The organism is Kitasatospora sp. NPDC008050 (assembly GCF_042957465.1).
Lineage (GTDB): Bacteria > Actinomycetota > Actinomycetes > Streptomycetales > Streptomycetaceae > Kitasatospora.
Genome location: NZ_JBIBIJ010000004.1, coordinates 217,192 through 243,741, shown reverse-complemented (window position 1 = coordinate 243,741; position 26,550 = coordinate 217,192). Strand labels below are relative to the sequence as shown.

At 73.2% G+C, this 26,550-nt stretch carries 18 protein-coding genes; 15 read left to right on the top strand and 3 right to left on the bottom strand.

Annotation, left to right across the window (positions count from 1 at the left end; all coding sequences use genetic code 11):
• Positions 1 to 50: 50 nt before the first annotated feature.
• On the bottom strand, positions 51 to 1,214 hold the full coding sequence (locus tag ACFZB9_RS10295) for an ADP-ribosylglycohydrolase family protein (RefSeq protein WP_391445542.1): 1,164 nt from the start codon (positions 1,212 to 1,214) through the stop codon (positions 51 to 53).
• A 269-nt stretch (positions 1,215 to 1,483) separates the two neighbouring features.
• On the opposite strand from ACFZB9_RS10295, the gene ACFZB9_RS10290 reads away from it, so the two are divergent.
• The 5 genes from ACFZB9_RS10290 to ACFZB9_RS10270 all read left to right on the top strand — a co-directional run bounded on the left by ACFZB9_RS10290 (position 1,484) and on the right by ACFZB9_RS10270 (position 5,421).
• Complete coding sequence (locus tag ACFZB9_RS10290) at positions 1,484 to 1,996, top strand: hypothetical protein (protein WP_391445541.1); 513 nt, start codon at positions 1,484 to 1,486, stop codon at positions 1,994 to 1,996.
• Entirely contained in the window at positions 1,996 to 2,919 is a 924-nt protein-coding gene (locus ACFZB9_RS10285; protein ID WP_391445539.1) for a hypothetical protein, read from the top strand. Before ACFZB9_RS10290 ends, ACFZB9_RS10285 begins: the two co-directional genes overlap by 1 nt.
• 35 nt (positions 2,920 to 2,954) lie before the next feature.
• Entirely contained in the window at positions 2,955 to 4,214 is a 1,260-nt protein-coding gene (locus ACFZB9_RS10280) for a hypothetical protein (protein ID WP_391445538.1), read from the top strand.
• Between the two features lie 125 nt (positions 4,215 to 4,339).
• The gene (locus ACFZB9_RS10275; protein ID WP_391445537.1) at positions 4,340 to 4,972 is read left to right on the top strand and encodes an FxLYD domain-containing protein; all 633 of its coding nucleotides are present in this window, start codon (positions 4,340 to 4,342) and stop codon (positions 4,970 to 4,972) included.
• Positions 4,973 to 5,121: 149 nt separating this feature from the next.
• Positions 5,122 to 5,421 (top strand): YciI family protein, encoded by a 300-nt coding sequence (locus tag ACFZB9_RS10270; RefSeq protein ID WP_391445535.1) that lies wholly within the window; start codon positions 5,122 to 5,124, stop codon positions 5,419 to 5,421.
• A gap of 109 nt (positions 5,422 to 5,530) precedes the next feature.
• Here ACFZB9_RS10270 and ACFZB9_RS10265 read toward each other — a convergent pair whose 3' ends face one another.
• Positions 5,531 to 7,840 carry an MMPL family transporter gene (locus ACFZB9_RS10265; RefSeq protein WP_391445534.1) on the bottom strand — a complete coding sequence of 770 codons (2,310 nt, stop codon included), beginning with the start codon at positions 7,838 to 7,840 and terminating at the stop codon, positions 5,531 to 5,533.
• A 271-nt stretch (positions 7,841 to 8,111) separates the two neighbouring features.
• Between ACFZB9_RS10265 and ACFZB9_RS10260 the strand changes: the two genes are divergently transcribed.
• Both ACFZB9_RS10260 and ACFZB9_RS10255 read left to right on the top strand, forming a co-directional pair.
• Positions 8,112 to 9,356 carry a sensor histidine kinase gene (locus tag ACFZB9_RS10260; RefSeq protein ID WP_391445532.1) on the top strand — a complete coding sequence of 415 codons (1,245 nt, stop codon included), beginning with the start codon at positions 8,112 to 8,114 and terminating at the stop codon, positions 9,354 to 9,356.
• A complete protein-coding gene (locus ACFZB9_RS10255; protein ID WP_391445530.1) occupies positions 9,353 to 10,039 on the top strand; it encodes a response regulator in 687 nt (228 codons plus the stop codon). Before ACFZB9_RS10260 ends, ACFZB9_RS10255 begins: the two co-directional genes overlap by 4 nt.
• Before the next feature lie 48 nt (positions 10,040 to 10,087).
• Here ACFZB9_RS10255 and ACFZB9_RS10250 read toward each other — a convergent pair whose 3' ends face one another.
• Positions 10,088 to 10,729: a LuxR C-terminal-related transcriptional regulator gene (locus ACFZB9_RS10250; RefSeq protein ID WP_391445528.1), complete on the bottom strand. Its 642-nt coding sequence runs from the start codon at positions 10,727 to 10,729 to the stop codon at positions 10,088 to 10,090.
• Between the two features lie 675 nt (positions 10,730 to 11,404).
• On the opposite strand from ACFZB9_RS10250, the gene ACFZB9_RS10245 reads away from it, so the two are divergent.
• The 8 genes from ACFZB9_RS10245 to ACFZB9_RS10210 are packed head-to-tail and all read left to right on the top strand — an operon-like array spanning position 11,405 to position 26,545.
• Positions 11,405 to 11,719, top strand: coding sequence for a phosphopantetheine-binding protein (locus ACFZB9_RS10245; RefSeq protein WP_391445526.1), 315 nt, complete (start codon positions 11,405 to 11,407; stop codon positions 11,717 to 11,719).
• Positions 11,716 to 15,198 carry an amino acid adenylation domain-containing protein gene (locus ACFZB9_RS10240; protein ID WP_391445524.1) on the top strand — a complete coding sequence of 1,161 codons (3,483 nt, stop codon included), beginning with the start codon at positions 11,716 to 11,718 and terminating at the stop codon, positions 15,196 to 15,198. The genes ACFZB9_RS10245 and ACFZB9_RS10240 overlap by 4 nt, the downstream gene beginning before the upstream one ends.
• Entirely contained in the window at positions 15,198 to 17,477 is a 2,280-nt protein-coding gene (locus tag ACFZB9_RS10235; RefSeq protein WP_391445522.1) for a beta-ketoacyl synthase N-terminal-like domain-containing protein, read from the top strand. The genes ACFZB9_RS10240 and ACFZB9_RS10235 overlap by 1 nt, the downstream gene beginning before the upstream one ends.
• Positions 17,474 to 20,725, top strand: coding sequence for an amino acid adenylation domain-containing protein (locus tag ACFZB9_RS10230; protein WP_391445520.1), 3,252 nt, complete (start codon positions 17,474 to 17,476; stop codon positions 20,723 to 20,725). The genes ACFZB9_RS10235 and ACFZB9_RS10230 overlap by 4 nt, the downstream gene beginning before the upstream one ends.
• Positions 20,722 to 21,468 (top strand): thioesterase II family protein, encoded by a 747-nt coding sequence (locus ACFZB9_RS10225; protein WP_391445518.1) that lies wholly within the window; start codon positions 20,722 to 20,724, stop codon positions 21,466 to 21,468. The genes ACFZB9_RS10230 and ACFZB9_RS10225 overlap by 4 nt, the downstream gene beginning before the upstream one ends.
• A 53-nt stretch (positions 21,469 to 21,521) precedes the next feature.
• Positions 21,522 to 21,710, top strand: a complete 189-nt coding sequence (locus ACFZB9_RS10220) for an MbtH family protein (RefSeq protein ID WP_391445517.1) — start codon at positions 21,522 to 21,524, stop codon at positions 21,708 to 21,710.
• Between the two features lie 51 nt (positions 21,711 to 21,761).
• Positions 21,762 to 23,354, top strand: coding sequence for an amino acid adenylation domain-containing protein (locus tag ACFZB9_RS10215; protein WP_391445515.1), 1,593 nt, complete (start codon positions 21,762 to 21,764; stop codon positions 23,352 to 23,354).
• Between the two features lie 23 nt (positions 23,355 to 23,377).
• Positions 23,378 to 26,545: a condensation domain-containing protein gene (locus ACFZB9_RS10210; protein WP_391445514.1), complete on the top strand. Its 3,168-nt coding sequence runs from the start codon at positions 23,378 to 23,380 to the stop codon at positions 26,543 to 26,545.
• Positions 26,546 to 26,550 lie beyond the last annotated feature (5 nt).

Here is a 26,550-nt window from a genome sequence, read left to right as displayed (position 1 = left end):
ATCCGCCCGGCCCAAGCCGGGCCGGACACGGAAGCGGAAGCGGAAGCCTTCTAGTAGATCCAGCGGCGCTGCTCGCCCGGGGCCACCTCGGCGGCGATGTCGTCGGCGAGGCGGGTGATCGCGGCGCGGCCCTCGATCCGGCCCAGCCAGTCCGGCGGCAGGCAGACGTCGCCGTACTGGGCGCCGAGCAGGTTGCCGCAGATGGAGCCGGTGGAGTCGCTGTCACCGGAGTGGTTGACCGAGAGCAGGAAGGCGGCCTCGATGGGGGTGCGCGGCGGGGTCGGGTGGCAGTGGGTGCCCTGCTGGTCGACGTAGAAGGTCTGCGGCCGGGTCTGCGCCATCGCGGCGTAGACCGCGATGGCCAGCGCCTCCTCGGCGACCCAGCCGGCGCCCAGGCTCTGCAGCTTCTCCGCGGTCGCCTCGCCGCCCTCGGTGGCCAGGTCGTAGGCCGCGCGCAGTGCGGTGCTGGTCTCCTGGTGGCCGGGGTAGCGGGCCAGCAGGTCCAGGGTGAGCAGCACGGCGGCGGCCGGTGACACACCGTCGAGCAGGTGGTGGACGATGGCCGCGAAGGCGCCGGCGGCGTAGTAGCCGGTGGGGTGGCCGTGGGTGATCTGGGCGCAGTGCGCCGCGGCTTCGAAGGCGGCCTTGGCGTCCCGGTCGGTGAAGCCGAAGGGGGCGGAGCGCATGACCGTGCCGCAGCCCTTGGAGTGCGGGTTCACCGGTCCGGGCCGACCGTCGAGCGGATCGTTCAGGCTCGGGGTGTGGGTCTGCCGCAGACCGGACAGGCAGGCGTTGCCGGGCGCCCGCCGGGCGTACAGCCAGGGCTCCTCGCGCAGCCATCCGGTGCGGTGGCGCAGCCCCTGGTGGGGCGGCGGCGCGGGCTCGGTCTGGGTCTCCAGCCAGCACAGGTAGGCGTCGCGCAGGATCGCGCCCTCGGCGCCGCCGATGCCCTTCGCCTTGGCGCGGGCGTATGCGCTCAGCCAGCCGGAGGCGGTGAAGAGCGTCATCTGGGTGTCGTCGGTGACCCGGCCGATCACCCCGTCGCCGTCGGCGACCGGACCGGTGACGCCGTTCTCGCCGTACTTGGCCCGGATCTCCGCCAGCGAGAGGAACTCGACCGGGTTGCCCAGCGCGTCCCCGATGGCGCCGCCGAGCAGGCAGCCGCGGAGCCGGGCATGGTAGGCGGTCAGTTCGTTCCATGAGCGCTCTTTCACGCTGACAGTCCCCCTCGGGTTCTCTTCCGCTGTTCACGGTGCAGTGCAGCATTCCAGCACAGATGATCACCGGGCGGCGGGCTCGGACCGCTGGGGGCGGCGACGACTTCCGCCGTGAGCACCCGGCGGCCGTGCGACTGCGCCGACCACGCGCCTCGGATGGACGGACGCGCTGCTCCGTCCGGCTGGTCGGCCGCCGGTTGCGGTGCTCGCGCCGCGCTGCCGGGGAACGCCTCGCGAGGCCCCGGCAGCCGGAGGGAGAGGCCGCTATGAGTGCGGGTGGCGCAGCGCGGCACAAGGTCCCGTCCAAGGGGCCGGTCCAGCACTGGCGACAGGCGTCGGACACCCACCTGACGCCCACGAGCCGGTCCCTGATGGTGACCTGGGTCGCCTTCGGCACCACCTTCGGCACGGCCCGGGTGATCACCCACGGTATCCGCGGTGGCTGGCTGCCCTGGGGCAACGTGTCGGCGGGCGGGCGGCACGTGCACCACTACAACTTCGGCATCGCGGCGCTGGCCGCCGTCGGGCTGGTCGCGGTCCGGGGCGACGAGCGGGCGGTGCGGCATCCGCTGGTGGCCGCCGGCTACGGCAGTGGCCTGGCCCTGATCGCGGACGAGTTCGCCCTGCTGCTGGACCTGCAGGACGTCTACTGGACCGAACAGGGCCGGCTCAGCGTGGACGTCGCGCTCGGTGCCATGGCCGCGCTGGGCACCTATCTGAGCGCGGCTCCGTTCTGGCACGAGCTGGTCCGGCTCACCCGCCAGGGCAGACCTGCTTGATGGCGCCCGACCGGCACAAGGTGCGCGCGCGGGTGTCCGCCTGGTCCCGGTCGACGCGTGACTACTGCGGGCGCACGATCAGCGAGGCCGAACGGCGGCTGCCGGTGCTGACCACCCTGACGGGGCGGCTGCTCGCCGCCCACATCATGGAGGCCGGCACCCGGCTGGCCGCGCAGATCTTCCTGACCGCCGTCCCGCTGCTCTTCGTGGTCGCCGCCACCGCGCCCAACACCGTGCGCACCAACCTGGTGAACTCGGTGCGCTCCGTCTTCGGCCTCAGCGGTGCGGGCGCCGCGCAGCTCCAGGCGCTCTACGCGACCGAGGGCGGGGAGCTGCGCGAGACCACCAGCGTGATCGGCACCCTCATGGTGCTGCTCTCCGCGACCGGCTCCAGCCGCGCACTGGCCCGGATCTGCCAGCGCGCCTGGGTGCTGGGGCCGGCGCCCACCCGGGTGGCGGTCTGGCGCTGGTTCGCCTGGATCCTCACCTGGATGCTGGTGCTGGTCCTGCAGGGCCCGGTGCGCAACGGCTTCGGGGCCGGGATGTGGGTCGGGCTGCCGCTGGGTTTCCTGAGCAGCGCCCTCGTCTGGTGGTGGACCCAGCACCTGCTGCTGGGCGGCCGGATGCCCTGGCTACCGCTGCTGCCCGCGGCGGTGCTCACCGCGGCCGCGACCTCCGCGCTGTCGATCACCGCGCACCTCTACATCCCGCGCGCGCTCAACCGGAGCCTGGCCGCGTACGGACCGCTGGGCTCCATCTTCACCCTGCTCTCCTGGCTGGTCGCCATCTGCGCCGTGCTCACGGGCGCGCTGACCATCGGCGCCACCCTCGCCCAGGAGACCTTCCTGGCCCGCTACCTGGGCACCCCGAAGATCCCCCCACCGTCGCCGTCACCGCCCGATGTCCCGGCGGCGGACGAGTAACGGCCGACAAGCGGGGGGAAGAACGGAGACCTGAGATGGCGACAGCCGATCCGAACGACGGCGAGCGCGCCGGCAGCGAGCGCACGGGACCGGCGGCGCGGCGCAGCCGGGCGGCCTTCACCTGGCTGCTGCTGGTGCTCGCGGCACTGCTGACCCCACTGAGCGTGGTCGCGGTCTGGGCCTCCGATCTGGTCGAGAACACCGACCGCTACGTGGCCACCGTCGCGCCGCTGGCCGGCAACCCCGCGGTGCAGAGCGCCGTGGCCGACAAGGTGGCCACCGCCGTCACCCAGAACCTGAGCGCCGGCTCACTGCTCCAGCAGGTCGCGCCCTCGGACCAGTCGGCGCTCTCCGGTCTGCTCGGGCAGCTGAGCGGGACGATCGACAGCGCGCTGCAGGGTCTGGTGCGCAACCAGGCGCAGAGCGTGGTCGCCGGCTCGGCCTTCGCCGGCTTCTGGGAGCAGGCCAACCGCACGGTCCACGACCAGTTCAACAAGGCGCTCACCGGCCAGGGCGGCGGCACGGTGCAGCTGACCAACAACGCGGTGACCATCGACCTGGCCCCGCTGATCGACCAGCTCAAGCAGCAGCTGGTGAACTCCGGGGTGGGCGTGGCGAGCGCGATCCCCACGATCCACGCCGAGTACACCGTGGTGGAGGCCTCGGAGGTCGGCACGGTGCGCACCGGGATCCGCCTGCTGGAGCTGGCGGGCACCTGGCTGCCGGTGTTCACGGCGCTGTTCGCCGTGATCGGCCTGCTGCTGGCCCGGCACCGCCGGCAGGCGCTGATCGCGCTCGCCCTCGGCGTCGCCGTGGCCACCCTCGCGCTCGGCATCGGCCTGAGCGTCTTCCGGGTGCTCTACCTGGACGCGCTGCCCGCCGACGTCTCCCAGCCCGCGGCGGGCGCCGTCTACGACGCGCTGGTGCGGCTGCTGCGGGTGAGCGTGCGGACGTACGTGGTGCTCGGGCTCGCGGTGGCGCTCGGCGCCTGGCTGAGCGGCCCCAGCCGCCTGGCCCGGCAGCTGCGCGACATCTGGCAGGCCGGTCCGCACGCGGCGCGCGCGGCGGCCGGGCGGGCCGGGCTGCACACCGGGCCGGTGGGGCCCTGGGTGCACCGGTTCAAGGCGGCGTTGAGCTGGACGGTGGTCGGCGCCGCCGGGCTCGCGCTGGTGTTCTGGTCCTACCCCACCGGGTGGGTCGTGGTGGTGCTGGGGCTCGCGGTGGTCTTCGCGCTCACGCTGATCGAACTGCTGGACGTGGTCAAGGAGGAGCAGACCCGGCCGCCGCTGGGCTGAACACCGACGCCCGGGTGCGGCCGGGCGCCGGTTGGAGCAGCGCGGGTGGCCGCCCGCCCCGGCCGCAGGAACGGTGGACCGTGACGGCACGGGAGCGGTTCCCGGCCAGTGAGTAGGGCGGATCCTTGAACAGAAGCCATGCAGGACGAGTCGCGACCGGCGCGCTGACCGGACGTCTGACGGCCGCGACGGCACTCATCGTGACGGCCGGTGCCGTCGCCGGCCTGGCGGCGTGCAGCAGTTCCTCCACGACCTCATCCGGCGGCGCCACCACCGCCACCCCGTTCTCCCCCGCGACGGCCTCCTTCTCCGGCTCGGTGCCCTCCGGGCTGTCCTCGCTCGCCTCCTCCGCGAAGGCCGCGGTGTCGTCGGCTGCCTCCTCCGCGTCGGGCGCGGCCGCCTCCTTCGAGGCCTCGGTCTCCGCGGCCGGGGCCAAGGCGCAGGCCTCGGCGTCGGCCGCGCTCGCCGACGTGACGGGCAGTGGCAACGCGGTGGGTGACATCACCCTCACGGGGGTGCCCAAGGCCACCACGGGCGGGCTGAACGCGACGGTGGTGAGCATCACCAACAGCACCTCCAGCGCGGCGAACTACGCCGTCCGGATCGACTTCCTGGATGCCTCGGGCACCAAGGTGGACAGCACCGTGGTGGGCGTCGAGCACCTCGCGCCCGGCCAGAAGGCGCAACCGGTGGCGTTCAGCACCAAGGACACGGACGTCACGCTGACCGCCAAGGTCGCGACGGCGGAACGCTACTGAGCCCAGCGACGCTCAACCGGCCCCACCACGGCGGGCGGTGGGGCCGGCTGGGCGCGTCAAATCCTTTACCGACAGCGATGTTTGACCGACCGTCGGACATTCTCCGGATCTGCGGCGGGTGGGCCGGGCCGGGGCCTATCCTGGCGATCATGTTCATTCTGGAGCTGACCTACATCGCACCCATCGAGCGTGTCGACGCCGCCCTCGCCGAGCACAACGCCTGGCTGGACGCCCACTACGCCTCGGGCATCTTCCTCGCCTCCGGCCGCAAGGTGCCGCCGGACGGCGGCGTCATCATCGCCGTCGGCGAGGACCGGGCGAAGATCGAGGAGATCGTGCGGAGCGACCCGTTCACCGTGGCCGGCGTCGCCGAGTACACGATCGCGGAGTTCATCGCCTCCAAGACCGCCGCGGCACTGGAGTCCTACCGCCAGCAGCCCGCCGGCTAAGCCCTCGCCACCGCCGGCTGTGGCCCCGCCGCTCGTCGCGGTGGGGCCACAGCCCTGCCGGGCCGCGCGGGACAGGGGAACGGGCGGGAATCGGGAATCAGGGAACGGCTCAGCGGTGAGTGGTGTCGATCCAGTACGGGTCGGCGCCCGGGCCCTGGTCCTGGTACAGGTCGTGGCCCTGTGGCGGGTACGGGTGCCCGCTCTGCTGGTACGCGGCCGGCTGCGGCGCGAACCCCTGGTGCGGCGGCTGCCGGTGGCCCGCCGCGCGGCCCGGGCGGACCGGCCACCAGATGCTGCGGCCCAGCAGCGCCGCCAGCGCGGGCACCAGCACGATCGACAGCACGAAGGCGGAGAGCAGGATGCCGAGCCCCGTGGCGAAGCCGACCTGCTGGGTGCTCGGCGTGGGCGTGACCGCCAGGCTGCCGAAGGAGCCGGCCAGCACCAGGCCCGCCGTCGCGATGGCCGGCGCGGTGTGCCGCACGGCGCGGGCCACCGCCGCGCGGGCCGGCCCCGGCCGCTCCATCTCCTCCCGGATCCGGTCGCTGATCAGGATGTTGTAGTCGGTGCCGAGCGCGACCACGAAGAGGAAGAGCACCAGCGGGAGGGTGAAGGTGACGCCCGGCTTGTTCATCGCGTGCTGGAACACCAGGGTGGCGGCGCCCAGGGTGGCCACGAAGCCGAGGCCGACCGAGAGCATCAGGACCATCGGCGCCAGCAGGCTGCGCAGCAGCAGGATCAGGATCACCGCGATCAGTGCGGCCGCCACCGGGAAGACCAGCCGCAGGTCGTGGTCGACCGCGGTGGAGACGTCGGCGAAGATGGCCGGGGTGCCGCCGACATGGGCCACCAGGCCGGTCGGCGTGGACTTGGCGACCGCCGCCCGCAGCGGGCCCGAGACCAGGTCACGGGCCTGCTGGGACTGCGAGTCCGCGGTCAGGAACAGGTCGATCCGGCCCGCCTGCGCGTCCTCGCTGAGCACCGGCTTCGCCACCTGGCCGACCCCGGCGACCTGGCCGAGGTCGTGCGCCAGACCGTCCAGGGCACCGGCGTTGAGCTTTCCGCCGTCCTTGGCCTCGACGAAGACGCTGGTCGGGTCGGACACCCCGGCGGGCAGCGCGCGGGAGATCTCGGCGGCGGTGGTCTGCGCAGCGGTGCGCGGGCCGCCGCCGCCCAGGCCGTAGTCCATCTTCATGCCGACCAGCCCGGCGCCGAGCGCGCCCATCAGGGCGAGGCCGGCGACGATCATGGCCAGCGGCCGTCGGGCCACCAGGTCGCCGAAGCGGGCGGCCGCACCCTCGCGGGGCTCGCGCTTGAGGGCTCGCGAGGGCCAGAAGAGCTTGCGCCCGCAGGCCGCCAGCACGGCCGGCATCAGGGTGAGGCTGGCCAGCAGCATGACCAGGACCGAGACCGCGATGGCGGGGCCGAGCACCCGGAACTGTCCGAAGGTGGCCACCCCGAGGGTGGCGAAGGCGGCGACGATGGTCAGCGCGGCCGAGGTGACGGCCGTGCCCACCCGCCCGCTCACCTCGGCGGCGGCATCGTGTCGGTGCTGCTGGGACCCGCGGCCGGTATCAGCCCGCAGGTGCTCACGGAAGCGGAACATCATGAAGAGGAAGTAGTCGATGCCGATGCCGAGCAGCACCACGCTGATCAGGCTCGGCACCGACGGGTCGAGCTTGATCCCGGTGAGCAGCGCGGTGCCGACCACCGCGCCGCTCGCCATGCCGCCGATGACGGCGACCAACAGCAGCGGCACCAGCGCCGCCAGGACGCTGCGGAAGACCAGCACGTGGATCAGCACGATCAGCCCGAGCATGACACCGGAGGCGACGGTCGACAGGGTCTTGGTGGAGTCGTCGGAGTCGATCTGGTCGGCCAGTGAGCCGGTGAAGCCGGTCCGCATGCCCACGGTGGCGAACTCGGCCCTGGTGCCGTCCCGGAACGCCCGGAAGGTGGCCTGCAGGCCCGGGTCCGCGGAGTTCCCGGTCAGGTTGGCCGACAGCAGCTCGAACGTCCGGTCCGGTGCCACCATGGCCGTACCGACCTGGGGGATCTGCGAGTAGTCGTGCGCCAGCGGCATCGTGTCCTTGGTCCTGGGCATGGTGACCTTCAACCGGCCCAGCTTCTCCGCCTCGGCGCCGATCTGCTGCTGGTCCGCGGCGGTCAGCGGCTTGCCGTCCGTCCGGGCCACCAGCACGGTCACCGGGTTGCTGTCGGCCTTCGTGCCGAACCGGTCCTGGGCGATCTTCATCGCGGCGGCCGAGTCGTAGCTCTTCGGCAGGAAGTCCGCGGTCTGGGTCTGGGTCACCTTGAACATCAGCGCTTGGCTCAGGATGGTCAGGCCTATTCCCAGGACCGCCCAGACGGCGATGACCTTCCACGGATTTCTGGTGGAGAACCCGGTCAGGGCGCGGATCACAATGTCCTCCGGCAGTGGTGCAGTTGCCGGGGGTTCCCGGCCGGTCTCCAGACCATCACGGCCAACCCCCCGTTCTCGTCCGAGCGCGGGACGAGAACACCACCAGGCCCCGGGTCCGCGCCGGGCCCCGGACCAGGACCCTGGTCCCGGTCCGGGGTCGGCCCTCGGGCCCGTGGTCGGCGCCGCGCGCGATGCGAGAATGGCTGGTGAACGACGGTCTCGACGCACCGGCGAAGGTCCGGTGCGCAGGCCGCGGGGAGGACCGACCACGATGGCCACGCGCCGGGCGCTCAGCGCGCCGAGCCGGCTGGTGCGGCGCGCACTGAGCGCCGACACGCTGCCCTGGACCCGCAACGACGCGCTGCTGTGCGTCGCGGCGGCCACCCTGGACCTGCTCGGCTACAGCATCGGCGGTCTGGAGCGCTCCCACCCGGTCACGGCGGCCGGTCTGATCCTGCTGGTGCTGACCGCCCTGCCACTGCTCATCCAGCGCCGCTACCCGCTGGCCGCGCTGGCGGCCGTGCTGACCTTCAACCTCACGCTGAACGTGGGCGTGCCGGCGGTGCCGAGCCACTTCGGCGCCACCCTCGCGCTGGCCCTGTTCGCCGCCGCCCGGTCCAGCCCCGCCGGGGTGACGGCGGGGGCCGCCCTCGCCTGCACCGCGGTATCGGCGGTGGGTCAGGGACGGGCGTTCCCCCCGTCCGCCGCGGACCTCCTGGGCTCCCTGGCCACCAGCCTTCTGGTCATCGGCACGGCCGCCGGTGTCAACCGCTACCAGCGCGGCCTGGAGGCCAAGCGCACCGTGCTGGCCGACCGCGCGGTGGCCCGGGAACGCCGCCGCATCGCCCGGGAGTTGCACGACATCGTGGCGCACCACATCACCACCATGCAGCTGATGGCCGGCGGCGCGCGGGCCAACCTCGGGGGCGACACCGAGGTGGTGCGCGATGCGCTGATCACCCTGGAGAGCTCGGGGCGCCTGGCGCTGCGCGAGATGCGCCAGCTGCTCGACGTGCTGCGGGCCGGTGACGAGGCCGAGGAGGCGCCGAACGCGCCGCAGCCGGGCACCGCGGACCTGGAGCGGATCATCCAGGAGTCCCGACTGGCCGGTCTGCCCACCGAGTTCACCGTGCGCGGCGAGCAGCGCACGCTGCCACCGAGCCTGGGCCTGACCGTCTTCCGGATCGTGCAGGAGGCGCTGACCAACGCCCGCAAGCACGCCGGCGGCCGGGCGCGGGCCCAGGTCCAGCTGACCTACCGGCAGGACCGGATCACCGTCGAGGTGCGCGACACCGGCCACGGCGTACCGGCCGGGGTGCCGGTGGCGGCCGGGGCGGGCCGCACCGGGGCGGTGGGCCCGGGGCCGGGCGGCAGCGGGTACGGTCTGATCGGAATGCGGGAACGCGTCGCACTGCAGGGCGGCACCATGGTGGCCGGCCCGCTCGAAAGCGGCGGTTTCCGGGTGGCGGCCAGCCTGCCGGTGGCGCCGGGCGATGGAGAGGAGCTGCCGGCATGAGCGAATCGCCGCAGCGGATCAGGGTGTTGATCGCGGACGACCAGCCGCTGGTGCGGCGCGGGCTGGCGCTGATCCTGGCCCCCAACCCGGCCTTCGCGGTGGTGGCGGAGGCCGAGAACGGCGAGCAGGCGGTCGAACTCGCCCGGCTGCACCGGCCCGACGTGGTGGTGATGGACATCCGGATGCCGGTGCTGGACGGGGTCCAGGCCACCGAGCGGCTGACCCGGGAGCTGCCCGAGTGCCGGGTGCTGGCCCTGAGCACCTTCGACATGGACGAGTACGTGGTGGCCGCGCTGCGTGCGGGCGCCTACGGGTTCCTGCCCAAGGACGTCTCGCCGGAGGAGCTGCTCGCGGCGCTGCGCACCGTGCACGGCGGCGAGGCCGCGGTGGCACCGCGCCTGCTCACCCGGCTGATCTCCACCTTCGTCACCGCCGCGCGGCGCCCGCAGCCGCCCGCCCCGGCGCCGGGCCAAGGTGAGCTGACGCCGCGCGAGATCGAGGTGTGGCGCCTGATGGCCACCGGTCTGGACAACGCCGAGATCGCGCGGGTGCTGGAGATCAGCGTCTCCACCGTGAAGAACTACATCACCAGCATCTTCGGCAAGCTCGATGTGCGCGACCGCGCGCAGGCCGTCATCGCGGCCTACGAGAGCGGCCTGGTGGCGGCCCGCTCGGGGAGCTGACCGCGCGCCGTGAGGTGACAGCGCGCTCTTGCCTGCCGTGACGGAACGTCAGATCACCCCGGTGCGTAAGGCGTAGACCACGGCGTGGGTGCGGTTGCGCAGGTTGAGCCGGGTGACCACGTCGTGCACGATGCTCTTCACCGTGCGCTCCGAGTAACTGAGCTTCGCGGAGATCTGCTTGGTGCTCAGCCCCTCGGCCAGGAAGCGCAGCACCTCGACCTCCCGGTCGGCCAGACCCGCGAGGTTGAGGCCGGCCGGCGCCAGCGCCCTGTCCCGCAGCGCCCGGATGTGGCCGATCAGCGCCTGCTGCACCGAGGGGTCCCGGCCGCCGGCGGCGGCCTCGTGCACGGCGCGCTTGATGTCGTCGAACCCGCTCTCCTGCCGGTGCAGGTAGCTCACCAGGCCGAGGTCGATGGCCCGCAGCATGTGGTGCTCGGGAAACTCCTGGGCGACCAGCACCATCGGCAGGACGCTGTCCGGCGTCTCGTGCTGGACCCGCTCCACCCGGGCGAGGGTGTCCGCGGTGACCTCGGTGGCCAACACCAGGAGGACATCGGCCGGGTGACGCCAGGTCCAGTAGCTGGCGGTGATGTCCTTGCAGGAGGAGAGCCACCAGACCGCCCCCTCGCCCGTCACCGGGTCGTTGGCGAGAACGGCCACCGTCACGGATTTCACGGATTTGTCACTCACGATTAGCCCCCCGGCTACGCGTTGGACCGAATTCCCTGGACGGAAATTCCGCAAGAGCCTGCCGAAGTACACCACAGGTACTCCCGAACCTCGTTCGGGCCGCTGGGCCCAGCGCTGGCAAATCGGCTCCGAACGACCGGAAGAGGCTAGATGGATCAACGTTGTCGGTGCAAGTTCAACTCGCCCCGGGCGAGTTGAACCCCGTCATTATGCGCCGTTCTCGGAACACCCCCGAATCCTGGGGGCAGAAGCGGACACACCCGGACATGACCGGCTCGAACGCCCCTGTCCCGCAGCATCGGACCCCCGGGCCGAGTGGCTGGATCTCGGCCCTGTCGGGCGTCCGCGAACTGCCCGAAGGGGCATCAGGGCGGCCTGCACCATGAGGCGCACCCGAACTGCCCGAAGAGGCATCCCACACAGTCCGGACACCTATCGGGCCAACGCCGCCGATACCTCTCCGTGATCGCGGCCGGGAAAGAACGGAATTTGGAATTCCGCTGCCCCTAAGTGCGACCGTCCGCGCCCCAAGGGGTGGGACGGGTTGCGTTCCGTCTGCCGTGCCGGGAATCTTTGGATCAGTGCCAGGCCCCGCAGACTGCGTGAAGGTCTTTGCAGCAGGCCCGAATTGACCCCCTTCCCACAACGCTTCGGACAGAGAGGACGCCTGCGGTCATGACCCTCCATGGGCAATCGACGGACAACACCGCACAGCAGGTGCAGGAAACACCGGAAGGCGTTGGTTCGCTGGACGAACTGCAAAGCGCGCTGACCCTCATCTGGCAGGACGTGCTGCGCCTCGACGGCCTGAGCGCCGACGACAACTTCTTCGAGCTGGGCGGCCATTCGCTGACCGCCTCGCAGGTGATCTCCCGGGCCCGCCGCACGCTCCAGGTGGAGATACCGCTGGTGGCCTTCTTCGACCACCCCACCATCGCCGGGCTCACGGGCTACACGGCGACCCTGCGCGCCGAGGCGGCCCACCGGTGACCGGTGACGCGCGGGAGTCGCTCTCGCCGCTCTCCTCGGCCCAGCAGCGGCTCTGGTTCTTCTGGCAACTGCGCCCGGACAGCAGCGAGTACAACGTGCCACAGGCCACCCGGCTGCGCGGCCCGCTCGACCTGCCCGCCATGACCCGGGCGGTGGCACGGCTGGCCGAGCGGCACAGCCTGCTGCGTGCCACCTTCCCGCTGGTGGACGGCGTGCCGATGCTGCGGATCGCGCCGCGGCCGACCGTGGAGCTGCCGGTCACCGACCTCACCGACCTGCCCGCCGCCGCCCGCGAGCGCGCGCTGGCCGAGGCGGTGGACCGGCTGGCCCTGAGAACCTTCGACCTGGTGAGCGGCCCGCTCTTCCGGGCCGGGCTGATCAGGCTCGCGGCCGAGGAGCACGTGCTGGTGCTCGCCTTCCACCACATCGTGGTCGACGGCTGGTCGATCGGCATCCTGCAGCGCGACCTGAACGCCGAGTACGCCGCCGCGCTCGACGGTGCCCCCGAGTCCGTCGCCGCGCTCGACGGTGCCGCCGAGTCCGTCGCCGCGCCGACCACCCAAGGGCCGGACGCCGACGCCTACGACTACCGGGACTACGCCGCCGACGAGCGACAGATGCTGGCCGGACCGCGCCGCGCCGAGGCCATGGCCTACTGGCGACGGCAGTTGGACGGTGCACCCGAGCAGCTCTCGATGCCGACCGACTGGCCGCACCCGCCGGTGCCCAGCGGCGCCGGCGCCTCCTCCCGCTTCCACTTCTCCCCGCAACTCGCCCAGCAGCTGCAGACCCTGGCCACCCGGTACCGGGTCACCAAGTTCACCGTGCTGCTCAGCGCGTACGCCGTGCTGCTGGCCCGGCTGGCCGCCACCGAGGAGGTGGTGATCGGCGTGCCGGTCAGCGGCCGCACCAGGCTGGAGACCGAAAGGATCGTCGGACTCTTCGTCAACGTGCTGCCGCTGCGGGTGCGACTGCGCCCGGGGATGACCTTCGCCGAGCTGCTGCCCCAGGTCCGCGACACCTTCCTGGCCGGTCACGAGTACCAGGACCTGCCCTTCCAGCAGGTGGTGGAGGAGCTCCAGCCCGAGCGGACCACCTCGCGGCACCCGATCTTCCAGAACGCCTTCTCCTTGGAGAGCGCCGCCGCGGCCGGGGCCGGGCCGCGCGGCCTGACCGCGAGCCCGGTGCCGATCGGGATCAGCACCGCCAAGTTCGAGCTGACCCTGCAGGTGGCCCTCGGACCGGAGCAGGCCAGCGGCTATGTGAGCTACCAGAGCGACCTGTACGAGGCGGGCACCGCGCGGCTGCTGGCCGAGCGGTTCCAGCGCCTGCTGACCGCGGCGCTGGCCGCGCCGGACGCGCCGCTGGCCCGGCTGCCGCTGCTGGGCGTCCAGGAGGAGCGCACCGTGCTGGCCGGCGCCGAAACGCCACCGGTGCCCGGCGCCGCGTGCGTGGACCACCTGGTGGAACGTCAGGCCCGCGAGCGGCCCGAGGCCATCGCGGTGCGTACCGCCGACCGCTCGCTGAGCTACGCCGAACTCGACCGGCAGGCCGGGCTGGTGGCGGCCCGGCTGCGCGCGGCGGGCGCCCGCCCCGGCGCCCTGGTGGCGACCTGCCTGCCGCGCGGCCCGGAGCTGGTCGTCGCCGTGCTCGGTGTGCTGAAGAGCGGCGCCGCCTATCTGCCGCTGGACCCGGCCAACCCGCCGGGCCGGCTGGCCGCGGTGCTGACCGAGGCACGCCCGCTGCTGGTCCTGACGGATGGTCCGGACCCCGCACTGCCCGAAACCCTGACGGTGCTCACGCTCGCCGAGGCCACGGCCGACGACGTCCCTGCCGACGACGTCCCTGCCGCCGGGGCCCCCGCAGCGACCGAGCGCGCCCAGCTCACCGACCTCGCCTACGTGATCTACACCTCCGGCTCGACCGGCCTGCCCAAGGGCGTGATGATCGAGCACCGGGCGCTGGCCAACCTGGTCGCCTGGCACCACCGCACCTTCGGCCTGACCGCGGGCGACCGCAGCACGCTGATCGCCGCTCCGGGCTTCGACGCCTCGGTCTGGGAGATCTGGCCCGCGCTGGCCGCCGGTGCCACCCTCGAAGTGCCGGACGCCGCAACCGTGCTGTCCCCGCGCGAGCTGACCGACTGGCTGGTCGACCGCGAGGTGACCAGCTGCTTCGTCCCCACTCCGCTGATCGAGCGGATGGCCGCCGCGCCCTGGCCGGCCGGCGGCGCGCCGCGCTCGGTACTGACCGGCGGCGACCGCCTGCGCGGCATCGGGGACCGGGAGCTGCCGTTCCAGCTGGTCAACAACTACGGCCCGACCGAGGGCACGGTGGTCGCCACCTCCGGCCCGGTGGCGCCCGACACGCATGGCCGCGGCGCCCTGCCGGACATCGGCCGGCCGATCGCGGGCGTCGAGGCCTTCGTGCTGGACGGGGAGCTGGGCCCGGTGCCGATCGGGCTGCCGGGCGAGCTGTACCTGGGCGGGGTGGCACTGGCCCGCGGCTACCTGGGCCGGCCCGAGCTGACCGCCGACCGCTTCGTCCCGCACCCGTTCAGCAGCACCCCCGGCGCCCGCCTCTACCGCACCGGCGACCTGGTGCGCCGGCGGGCCGACGGCACCATCGACTTCCTGGGCCGCAACGACCAGCAGCTGAAGATCCGCGGTTTCCGGATCGAGGCCGGCGAGATCGAGAACATCCTGCGCGCCCACCCCGGCGTGCGGGACGCCATCGTCGCGCTGGCCGAGGCGGATCCGGCAGGACACGGCGAACCGGAAGGACACGACGGCCCTGCCGAACCGGCCCTCACCGCCTACCTGGTGCTCGCCGACCCCGCGAGCCCGCCCGACCGGGCCGAGCTGCACGAGCAGGTCGGCCGCCAACTCCCGGGCTACATGCGCCCGCACGACTACCAGGTGCTGGACGCGCTGCCGCTGACCACCAACGGCAAGGTCGACCGCGCCGCGCTGGCCTGGCAGGCGGCGCCGCTGGCCGGCCGGGCCGCACCGCAGGGCGCCGCGCGCACCCCGCTGGAGCAGCGGATCGCCGCCGTCTGGGCGAAGGCGCTGGGGCACGAGAACTTCGGCACCCAGGACAACTTCTTCGACATCGGCGGCCACTCGCTGCTGCTGGCCACCGTCCGCGAGGCGCTGGCCGGGGAGTTGGACCGGGAGCTGAGCATTCTCACGGTCTTCGAGCACCCCACCATCGCCGCCCTGGCCCGCCGGCTCGACACCCGGCCCGCCGACCCCGCCGCCCCACCCGCCGCCGCGACCGGCAGCGCGGCCCCGACGGCCACCGACCCCGCCGCCGCACCCGCCGCACCCGCCGCACCCGCCGCACCCGCCGCCGACCGCCTGCGGCGCGGCAGCTCCCGACTGAAGTCGCTGCGCGCCCAGAACCGGCGCCCCTCCCCTGCCCGCACCCCCGACGAGACTTCGCAGCTCGCCGACAGCACCCCGAAGGACAAGAACTGATGACCGGCGAGGACTACGGCAGTGACGACCACGGCAGTGACGACCACGGCAGTGACGACCACGCCGCCGAGAACGACACGCACATCGCCATCGTGGGCATGGCGTGCCGGTTCCCCGGCGCCACGACGCCCGAGGAGTACTGGGCGAACCTGACGGCCGGGGTGGACTCGGTGCGCGCCTTCTCCGCCGAGGAGCTGCGCGCCTGGGGCCACGACCCGGCGGCGCTGGACGACCCGCGCTACGTGCCGATGCACGGCATCGTGGACGGCATCGGCGAGTTCGACGCGGACTTCTTCCAGTTCTCCAGCCGCGACGCCACCCTGCTCAACCCGCAGCACCAGATGTTCCTGGAGTGCGCCTGGGAGGCCCTGGAGCGGGCGGGCTACGACCCGCGCGCCACGCCCGGCACGGTGGGCGTCTACGCCGGCACCGGCCGCAACGGCTACGCCGCGCTGACCCAGGCCCAGGCCGAGCGGTTCCCCGGCGTCGACGCCCTGACGCTGACCATCTCCAACGAGCCCGAGCACCTGGCCACCCGCATCTCCTACAAGCTCGGCCTGACCGGGCCCAGCATGGCGGTGCTGACGGCCTGTTCGTCCTCGCTGGTCGCCGTCCACGAGGCCGGCCGGGCGCTGCTGGCCGGCGACTGCGACATGGCGCTGGCCGGCGGGATCACGCTGCGGCTGCCGCGCTCCGGCTACCGCTACCTGGAGGGCGGCACGATGTCGCCCGACGGCCGCTGCCGCACCTTCTCCGCAGGCGCCAAGGGCATCGTGGGCGGCGACGGAGCGGGCGTGGTGGTGCTGCGCCGCCTGCAGGACGCGCTGGACGACGGCGACCACGTGCACGCCGTGATCCGCGGCTCCGCGGTCAACAACGACGGGCACGAGCGGGCCGGCTTCACCGCGCCCGGCGTGCACGGCCAGACCGAGGTGATCCGCCTCGCGCACGCGGCGGCCGAGGTGAGCGCCGCCTCGATCTCCTACGTCGAGGCACACGGCACCGGGACCCCGGTGGGCGACCCGATCGAGGTCTCCGCGCTGACCCAGGCCTTCCGCGCCGAGGAGGAGGTGCCGGCCGGCTCCGTGCTGCTGGGCTCGGCGAAGACCAACATCGGCCACACCGACACCGCCGCCGGCGTGGCCGGGCTGATCAAGACCGCGCTGGCGCTGGAGCACCGGGCGATCCCCGCCACCCTGCACTTCGAGGGCCCCAACCCGGTGATCGACTTCGCCGAGACCCCCTTCACGGTGAACACCGAGCACCGCGCGTGGGATTCGGCCGGGCAGCCGCGCCGGGCCGGCGTCAGCTCCTTCGGCATCGGCGGCACCAATGCGCACGTGGTGCTGGAGGAGGCGCCGCGCGGGGCGGAGCGGGCCGGGCGGGACGAGGGTGCCCAGCTGCTGGCGCTCTCCGCCCGGACCCCGGCCGCGCTGGCCGCGATGGCCGAGCGGCTGGCCCGGCACCTGGAGCGGCACCCCGAGCTGCCGCTGGCGGACGTCGCCTGGACACTGCAGAGCGGCCGGCGCGCCTTCGCGCACCGCCGCCACGTCGTCTGCGCCGACCACGCCGAGGCGATCGCGGCGCTGTCGGCCATCGCGGAGGCCGCCGGGGCCGCTGGGGCTGGTGGGGCTGGTGGGACTGGTGGGACTGGTGGGGCCACCAGGGTCGCCACGCCGGACGAGCTGCTCGACCGGCTGGCGCAGGAGCTCCCCGCAGCCGAACGCATCGTCCTGCTCGGCGAGTTGGGTCAGCTCTGGCAGGACGGCAGCCCGGTCGACTGGGCCCGTCTGCACGAGGCCGCGCGCCCCCACCGGGTGCCACTGCCCAGCTACCCGTTCGAGCGCCGGCACCACCTGATCCAGCCCGAGCCGTTCGCCGCACCGGCCACGGACGCGTCGGCCGCCACTGCTGCCACTGCTGCCACTGCTGCCACTGCTGCCACGACCGTCTCTCCTGTCGCTGCCGCCGGCTCGGCGGCGCACCCGGCCGAGGGCGTGGACGACAGCGCGTCGATCGAGGAGCGGCTCGCGGTGCTCTTCGCCAAGGTGCTGGGCGAGACCGAGGACCTGGCGGAGCGCGACTTCTTCGAGCTGGGCGGCGACTCGCTCACCGCCGTGCAGCTGTTCTCGCTGGTCGAGGACGACTTCGGGGTCGCACCGCCGCTGGAGGCGATCTTCGACGCGCCCACGGTCGCCGAATTCGCGGTCGTGGTCCAGGAGTTGCTCACCACACTGCGGGCCACCGAGGCCTCCGACGACAGCCGGGGGACCTCGTGACCGACACCGACGTGACCGACACCGAGCTGATCGACACCGACCTGACCGGCAGCGCCCTGCCGGGCACCGGGCCCTCGCCGGCCCGGACCGCGCCGACCTCCCTCGCCCAGCGCCGGCTCTGGTTCCTGGACCACTTCACCGGCGGCAACGCCGCCTACAACCTGGTCTCGGCGCTGCGCCTGCGCGGCCCGCTGGACACCGCCGCGCTGCACCGCTCGCTCCAGCACCTGGTGGACCGGCACGAGATCCTGCGCACCACCTTCGCGGCCGAGGCCGGCGAGCCGCGCCAGCTGATCGCCGCCGATCTCCAACTCCCCCTGCCCGTAACCGACCTGAGCGGCATCCCGGCCGCCGAGCGGAGCGAGCAGGCCAGCGCCCTGGCCCGGACGGACGCCCTGCGCGAGTTCGATCTCGCCACCGGCCCGCTGATCCGCACCAGCCTGCTGCGGCTGGACACCGAGGACCACGTGCTGGCGGTGATCTGCCACCACGCGATCGGCGACGCCTGGTCGATGGGCCGCTTCCACCTGGAGCTGTCCACCCTCTACGCGGCCTACCGGGCCGGTGAAACCCCCCAACTCGACCCGCTGCCGATGCAGTTCGGCGACTACGCCGAGCACGAGCGGGTCGAACTGCTCGGCGAGCCGGCCCAGCGCGCACTGGCCCGGCTCTGCGAGCGGCTGGCCGGGGCGCCGACCGTGCTCGAACTGCCCACCACCTACACCCGCCCGGCCGTCCAGGGCTACGAAGGCGCGGTCCACCAGCTCACCCTGCAGCCCGAGTTGTGGCAGCGCATCCTGCTCACCTCGCGCCGGCACCGGGTCACCGCGTTCATGACCCTGCTGACCACCTATGCCCTGCTGCTCTCCCGGCTCTCCGGCGCGCAGGACCTGGTGATCGGCAGTCCCTCGGCCGGGCGCACGAGTTCCGCGACCGAGCCGCTGATCGGCATGTTCGTCAACACCCTGCCGCTGCGGCTGGACCTGACCGGCGACCCCACCTTCGCCGAGCTGCTGCAGCGCGCCCGGCGCACCACGCTGGCCGCGATCGCCGACCAGAGCGTGCCGCTGGAGCAGCTGGTGACCGCGCTGCGGCTGGACCGCACGGCCAGCCACGACCCGCTGTTCCAGACCATGTTCGCGCTCCAGCAGCCGGCCTCGTTCCCGGAGCTGGCCGGCATCGAGGCGCAGGTGCAGCCGGTACAGCCGTCCACCACCTTCGCCGACCTCTGGTTGGAGATCACCCCGCGCGGGGATGGCGCGCTGGTGACCTTCCGGTACCGCACCGAGCTGTTCGACGCACCGAGCGTGGCACGGATGGCCGAGCAGTACTGCAACCTGCTGGACGACGCGCTGGAGCGGCCGGAGGCGAAGGCCGCCGAACTCTCGCTGCTGAGCCCGGCACAGGCCGAGCGGATCCTGCGGGAGTGGAGCCGCAGCGCCGATCCGCACCCCTGGGACCTCCCGGTGCACGAGCTGATCGAGCGCCAGGCCGAGGCCACGCCCGAGCGCGTCGCGGTCGTCTTCGAGGGCGCCGAGTTGAGCTACGCCGAACTGACCGAGCGGGCCCACCTGTTCGCCGCCCACCTGGCCGAGCAGGGCGCGCGCCCGGGCCAGGTGGTGGCGCTCTGCCTGCCGCGCGGGCCGGAGCTGGTGCCCGCGATCCTGGCCGTGCTGCGCGGCGGCGGCGCCTACCTGCCGCTGTCCACCGAGGACCCGGCCGGGCGGCTGGCCCAGCTGGTACGCCTGTCGGGTGCCACCCAGGTGCTGACCTGCGCCGAGCTGGCCGGCGCCTTCGCCGAGGCGGGGGTGCCGGTGCTGGCGGTCGACACCCTCAGCGGGCCCGCCACGGCGCCCGAGGCTGCCCGCGTCGCCCCGGACGACCTGGCGTACGTCATCTACACCTCCGGCTCCACCGGCGAGCCCAAGGCGGTGGGCGTGCCGCACCGCGGGCTGGCCAACCGGATCCACGCCCTGCAGGACTCCCAGCGCCTGACGCCCGCCGACCGGGTGATGCAGAAGACCCCGTACACCTTCGACGTGTCGGTCCAGGAGCTGCTCTGGCCGCTGACCGCCGGTGCGACGCTGGTGATGGCCGCGCCGGGCGGGCACCGCGACCCCGGCTACCTGGTCGACCTGATCGAGCGCGAGGCGGTCACCACGGTGCACTTCGTGCCGCCGATGCTGGAGGCCTTCCTGGAGGAGCCGGACCTGGAGCGGTGCAAGTCGCTGCAGCGGGTCTTCTGCAGCGGGCAGGCGCTGCCGGCCCAGCTGACGCAGCGCTGCCTGGACCGGCTGCCGGTGCGGCTGACCAACTTCTACGGACCCACCGAGGCCTCCATCGAGGTCACCGAGTGGCAGTGCCCGCCGTCGCCGGCCGGCCCCGGCGCCGTGCGCGAGGCCCGGGTGCCGATCGGGCGGCCCATCGCGGGCGTCGAAGTGTACGTGCTGGACGGGCAGTTGCGGCCGGTTCCGGTCGGCGTGCCCGGCGAGCTGTTCCTCGGCGGGGTGGCGCTGGCCCGCGGCTACCTGGGCCGGCCCGAGCTGACCGCCGACCGCTTCGTGCCGCACCCCTACGGCAAGAACCCCGGCGCCCGGCTCTACCGCACCGGCGACCTGGTGCGCTGGCGGGCGGATGCCACCATCGAGTTCCTGGGCCGCAACGACCACCAGCTGAAGGTCCGCGGTTTCCGGATCGAGCCCGGCGAGATCGAGAACGTGCTGCGCGACCAGGCCGAGGTGCAGGACGCACTGGTCACCACCACGCCCGCCGCCACCCCCGGCGGCGAACCGGCGCTCACCGCCTACCTGGTGCTCGCCGCAGCCGGTGCCGGGGCGACCGAGGAGACCGACGGGTTCACGGCGGTCCTGCGCGACCGGCTGCGCGGCCGGCTGCCGCGCTACATGGTCCCCGGCCACCTGATCGTGCTGCCCCGCTTCCCGCTCAACTCCAGCGGCAAGGTGGACCGCGCCGCGCTGCCGCTGCCCGACCAGCACGGGACCGATCAACTGGTCGAGCCGCGCGATGAGTTGGAGCAGGCCCTGGCCGACATCTGGTGCCAGGTGCTGGGACGTCCGCAGACCGGCGTGGACGAGGACTTCTTCGAGATCGGCGGCGACTCGCTGAAGAGCATCCAGGTAGTCCATCGCGCCCGCGAGGCCGGGCTGACCGTCAGCGTCAGCCAGCTCTTCCACCACCCCACCATCGGGGAGTTGGCGGAGCGACTGCGACAGGAGCCGCCCCGATGAAGAGCCGCTGGCTGCTGCGATTCCCACCCCGCCCCGAGGCCCGGGTGCGGCTGCTCTGCCTGCCCGGCGCCGGCTCCGCCGCCGCGATGTACCACCCCTGGGGCGAGTTGCTCCCGGCCGCGGTGGAGCTCTGTGCCGTGCAGCTGCCCGGTCGCGGGGTCCGGCTGCGCGAGGCGCTGTACACCGCGATGGACCCGCTGGCCGACGCGCTGGCCGAGGCGGTGCTGGCCGAGCCCGCGCTGCCGACGGTGATCTTCGGGCACAGCCTCGGCTCGGTGATCGGCTTCGAACTGGCCGACCGGCTGCGCGACTCACCCACCCACGCCCCGCTCGCCCTGGCGGTGGCCGCCCACCGGGCCCCGCGGCTGGGCAGCGCGGCCCCGCCGTACCACCTGTGGCCGGACGCGGAGTTGACCAAGGTCATGCTCGAACTCGGCGGCACGCCCGAGGCGGTACTGGCACAACCCGAGCTGCTGCGGCTGGCGCTGCCCTCGATCCGAGCCGACTTCGAACTCGACCTCAGCTACCGCTTTCAGGAGCGCCCGGCGCTGTCGATCCCGATCAGCGCCTTCGGCGGCCTGAACGACGACAGCGTCGCAAGGCGCGAACTCGACCTCTGGAGCAGCCACACCACGGGCGAGTTCAGCCTGCACATGCTCCCCGGCGACCACTTCTTCCCCACCGGCCCAAGCGCCGCCGAGCTGCTGACCCGGCTCTCCGCGGACCTGCTCCAGCACGCCTGACCGGCCGGACCGGGTGTTCCCACCCGATCGACCCCGTACGAGAAGGACACGACATGTTCGAGGATGGCGACGACCGCCAGTACCTCGTGGTGCGCAACCACGAGGAGCAGTACTCCGTCTGGCCCGAGGGCCGGGAGCTGCCGGCCGGCTGGGAGGGCATCGGTGTGACGGGCGACAAGGCCGTGTGCCTGGCCCACATCAAGGAGATCTGGACCGATCTGCGTCCGCTCAGCCTGCGCTGAGCCCTGGCAGGTCCGATGCTGTCAGCCCCGACGAGGAATGGGAAAAGTTCCATGCAGTCAGAACTCTGCCTTCACCAGATATTCGCCCAGCAAGCCGCGCTGCGGCCGGGCGCCCCGGCCGTCTCCGACACCATCGAGGAGTTGACGTATCGTCAGCTCGAAGAGCGGGCCGCCAGGCTGGCGGCGGTGATCCTGCGCGAGGTGGCCGGCCCCGGCGCCCGGGTCGGCCTGCACCTGACCCGCGGCAACGCGGTGGTGGTCGCGATCCTGGCCACCTTGAAGGCGGGCTGCGCCTACGTGCCGCTCGACCCGGCCTACCCGGCCGAGCGGGTGCAGTACATGGCCGACGACGCCTCGGTCGACCTGGTGCTGACCGACGCGGACCCGGCCGCCGGCGGCACCACCGTCCCGGCGGCGAAGCGGGTCGTCACGATCGACCCGGACCTCTGGGCGGACGACGCCCCGCGGGCTGACGAGGTCGAGGTGTCCCCGCAGGCGCCGGCCTACGTCATCTACACCTCGGGTTCCAGCGGCACCCCCAAGGGCGTTGAGGTTTCGCACGCCAACGTGACCGCCCTGCTGGACGCCTTCGACCAGCTGGTGGAGACCGACAGCAGCGACGTGTGGACGCTCTTCCACTCCTACTGCTTCGACTTCTCCGTCGGGGAGTTGTGGGGCGCTCTTGCCCACGGCGCCAAGCTCGTGGTGGTCCCCGCCCAGGCGGCGCGCTCCCCCGAGGAGATGCTGGACCTGCTCGCCGCCGAGCAGGTGACCGTGCTCAACCAGGTCACCTCGGCCTTCCGTTACCTCTCCCGGGCGGCCACCGCACCGGGCTCGACCGCCGGCGCCAAGGCGGCCCAGGCGCTGCGCTACGTGATCTTCGGCGGCGAGGTGGCGGACATCGACGCCATTCGTGAGTGGCGCCAGGTCCTGGGCACGAACACCGCGTTCGTCAACGTGTACGGGATCACCGAGACCACCGTCTTCGCCACCGGCCGACAGCTGCTGCCCGCCGAGATCGACGTGCCGATCGGCTCCCCCGCCCCCGCGGGATCCGCCGACCCCGCCCTCAACATCGGCCCGCCGCTGGACGGCTTCGAGCTGGCCGTCCTGACGCCCGAAGGCGATCTCACCGAGCCCGGTGAGATCGGCGAAATCTACTTGGCAGGACCGCAGTTGGCGATCGGCTACCTGAACCGACCGGAGCTCGACGCCGAGCGCTACCCGGTCCTCGCACTGCCGGGCCAGGAGCCCCGCCGCTACTACCGCAGCGGCGACCTGGTCACGCTCCGGGCCGACGGCGCCTTGGAGTACGCCGGCCGCGCGGACGACCAGGTGAAGGTCAACGGCTTCCGGATCGAGATCGGCGAGGTCGAGACGGCACTGCGCGCCACCCCCGGCATCGGCGACCTGGTGGTGGTGCCGACCACCAGCCGGGTCGGCGAGAAGATGCTGGTGGCGTTCTACACCGCCCCCGACGGCGTCGGCGCGCCGGACGCCGGCCTGGCCCAGCGGCTGACCGAGCACGCCCGGGCTGCACTGCCCGCCTTCATGGTGCCCGGACGATTCGTGCACGTGCCCGAGCTGCCGCTGAGCCCCTCCGGCAAGACCGACAAGCGCGCGCTCGCCGCGCAGCTGCGCTAACCCACGGCCCCCAGGAGGACCCGATGGACCAGTCCGTGCCGACCCCGGCGATCCCGGCGACCCAGCTCCCGCTGTCGGTCAACCAGGAGGCGATGTGGGTGACCTGGCAGCTAGCCCCCGCAGTCTGGGAGCACACCATCTCGCTCGCCCTGGTGGTCGACGGTGAGTTGGAACTGCCCCGCCTGCGCCGGGCCGCCGCCCAACTGATGCGACGCCACCCGGAGTTGCGGGCCAGGGTAACACGCGACGCCGAAGGGATGATGTGCCTGGACTGGTCCGGCACCACCGAGGAGACCGTGCCGGTCACCGTGCGCGAGGTGGACACCACGCGCGCGGCGGCCCTGGCGGCGTCCCGCGTCCCGTTCGACCTCGCCGCCGGCCCGCTGAGCCGGGTCGAGCTGCTGACCGGGCCCGACTGGACGGTGCTGCTGATCGCGGTGCACCACATCACCTTGGACGGCGCCTCGGTCACCGTCCTGCTGGACGAGCTGCGCCGGGCCTACGCGGGCGAGCAGTTGGCGCCGCAGGACGACCTCGCGCCGCTGATCGAGCATGCCCGGCGCTCCCGGGCCGCGGCCGACGGGGCGAGCGGCGAGCCGCTGCGGTCGTACTGGCGCGAGGCGCTGGCCGAGCTGCCGGCACCCCGGTTGCTGCCGGATGCCACGGGCTCGGCGGATGCGGCGAACAGCGCGCAGGACGCGGCGGAGGCCAACCGGTGGCCCGCCGCCCTCGCACCGGAGTTGACCGAGCGGGTGCGTGAACTGGCCGTGGAGCTGGGGGTATCGACCTTCACCGTGCTGCTCGGCGCGTTCTTCGTGACACTGCACCACCACACCGGCAGCACCGACCTGATCGTCTCCACGCCCTACCACGGCCGCGCGGGGGAAGAGTTGAAGGGGCGGGTCGGCTACTTCGTCAACACGCTGCCGCTGCGGCAGCGCATCCGCCCCGGGGACAGCTACGCGGATCTGCTGCGCGAGCTGCGCGCGACCATCCGCACGAGCCTGCGCCACGGCGCGCTGCCGCTGCCCGCCATCCTGCGCAGCGCGAATCTGCTGGGCCCGGCCCGCCGGGAGCAGAACCGGCAGGTCGTCTTCCGGCACTGGAACACCCTCGCCGAGGACGGATTCGACGTCAGCGCCTTCGAACTCGTGGGTGACCGGACCCGCTGCTCGGTCTCGATGCTCGACCCGACGACGGTGACCAACTTCCGTCTCACCGTGCTGCTGACCGAGGGCAGCGCCGGCCTGCGGATGCACTGGATGAACTCGGACGGCTCGGTCGACCACGCCACCACCGACGCGCTGGCCCGCGACTACCTGACCGTGGTCGCCGACCTGGTGGCCACACCGGGCCGCATGCTGGCGGAGGCGGTGGCCCTGCTGCCCGCCGTCAGCCGGCCCGGCGTCGTCCTGGCAGTCGCCGCACCGGCTGATCCGGATCAGGTCCCGACGGTCACCGTCGCGGCGGAGACCGTCGCGGAGGTCGGCGCGATCTGGACCGAGGTGCTGCGGGTGCCGGACCTGCTGCCCGAGGACTCGTTCTTCGAACTGGGCGGCCACTCGCTGATCGCCGCCACCCTGCTGGCCCGGATCAACGAACGCCTGGGCGTGGAGATCTCGATCCGCGAGCTGTTCAGCCACCCCCGGCTCGTCGACATCGCCGAACTCGTCGACCGGCAGCGCGGTGCCACGCCCGCGGCCACCGTGGTGGAAGCCCCGGACAGCGAGGGTGAGGAGTGGGGCGAGGTGTTCCCGGCCGCCGGCTTCCAGGAGGGCATCTGGCTGGCCCAGCGGCTGGACCCGACGCACGCGCGCTACCACATCCCCCTCACCTGGCGCGCGGACGGGGAGTTGGCCCCACAGCGGCTGCGCGCCGCCCTCGCCCTGCTGGTCAGCCGGCACGAGATCCTGCGCACCCGCTTCGTCGACCATGACGGCCGGCTCTTCCAGGAGGTCGGCCCCGTCTGGGAACCCGAGGTCGATGAGCTGGAGTCGAGCACGACGACCGCCACCGAGCAGCGAAAGTGGCTGCGCGCGTGGTGCGATGGCGCCGCCGACCGCTTCGACCCGGCCGCCGGACGGCTGCTGGCGGCAGGCCTGTTCACGCTGCCCTCCGGCGAGCGGCTGCTCGCCCTGTGCATCCACCATCTGGTGCTCGACGGCGAGTCGGTCCCGCTGCTGTTGCGCGAACTGGCGGACTGCTACCAGCAGGCGGGCGAGCACCGGGCGCAGCCCGCGGAGCCCCCGAAGCGGCGCCAGTACCGGGAGTTGGTCCGCGCCCAGCAGGTCGGTGCCGGACGGGCGCGGGCGACGGCGGACCTGGCGTACTGGGCCGGCCAACTGGCAGGCGCCCCCAGCACGCTCGGGCCGAGCGGGGTTGCCACCCTCCCTGCGGGCAGCACCGCCCTGCCGCTGGCGAGCGACCTGGCAGAGCGGCTGCTCCCGGTACAACAGCACTGGCAGGCATCGCAGTTCATGGTCAAGGCGACCGCGCTGGCCGCGGCGCTGCACCGCTGGTCGGGGCAGCACGACCTCACCTTCGGCGTGCCGGTGGCCAACCGCGCGGGCGGCGCCTTCGACGAGGTGCTCGGCCCGTGCCTCAACACCGTTGTCCTGCGCTCGCGTTGCACCGCCGACACCACCCTCGCCGAGCTGCTGCGGGCGACCCGCGAGAACGTGATCGAGGCCTTCGAGCACCAGAGCGCGCCCTTCGACGAGGTGGTCCGCCGGCTGCGCCCCGCCCGCTCCGCCGGCCGTACCCCGTACGTCGACTGCATGCTCAACAACGTCAGCATCACCGGCTGGTCGGCCACGCTCGGGGCGGCCCGGCTGACCTCGCTCGATCACGACATGCAGGACGAGACGAGCAACAAGTTCGGGCTGACCGTGACCTTCAGCGCGCGCGAGGAGGGACTGCTGGGCACTCTCGCCTACCGCAGCGGCATCCTTGCGGCCGACGCCGCGGGGCAGTTGGCCGCAGAGGTGGCCGGCCTGCTGAATCACTTCCAACAGCTGGCCGACCAGCCGGTCCTCGCCCTCGCCCCGACCACCGGCCCGGACGAGAGCACCGGCCCGACCGGGACCACCGGCCCGACCGGGACCACCGGCCCGACCGGGACCACCGGCTCGACCGGGACCACCGGCCCGACCGGGACCACCGGCTCGACCAAAACCACCGAATTGAGCTGAGCCCC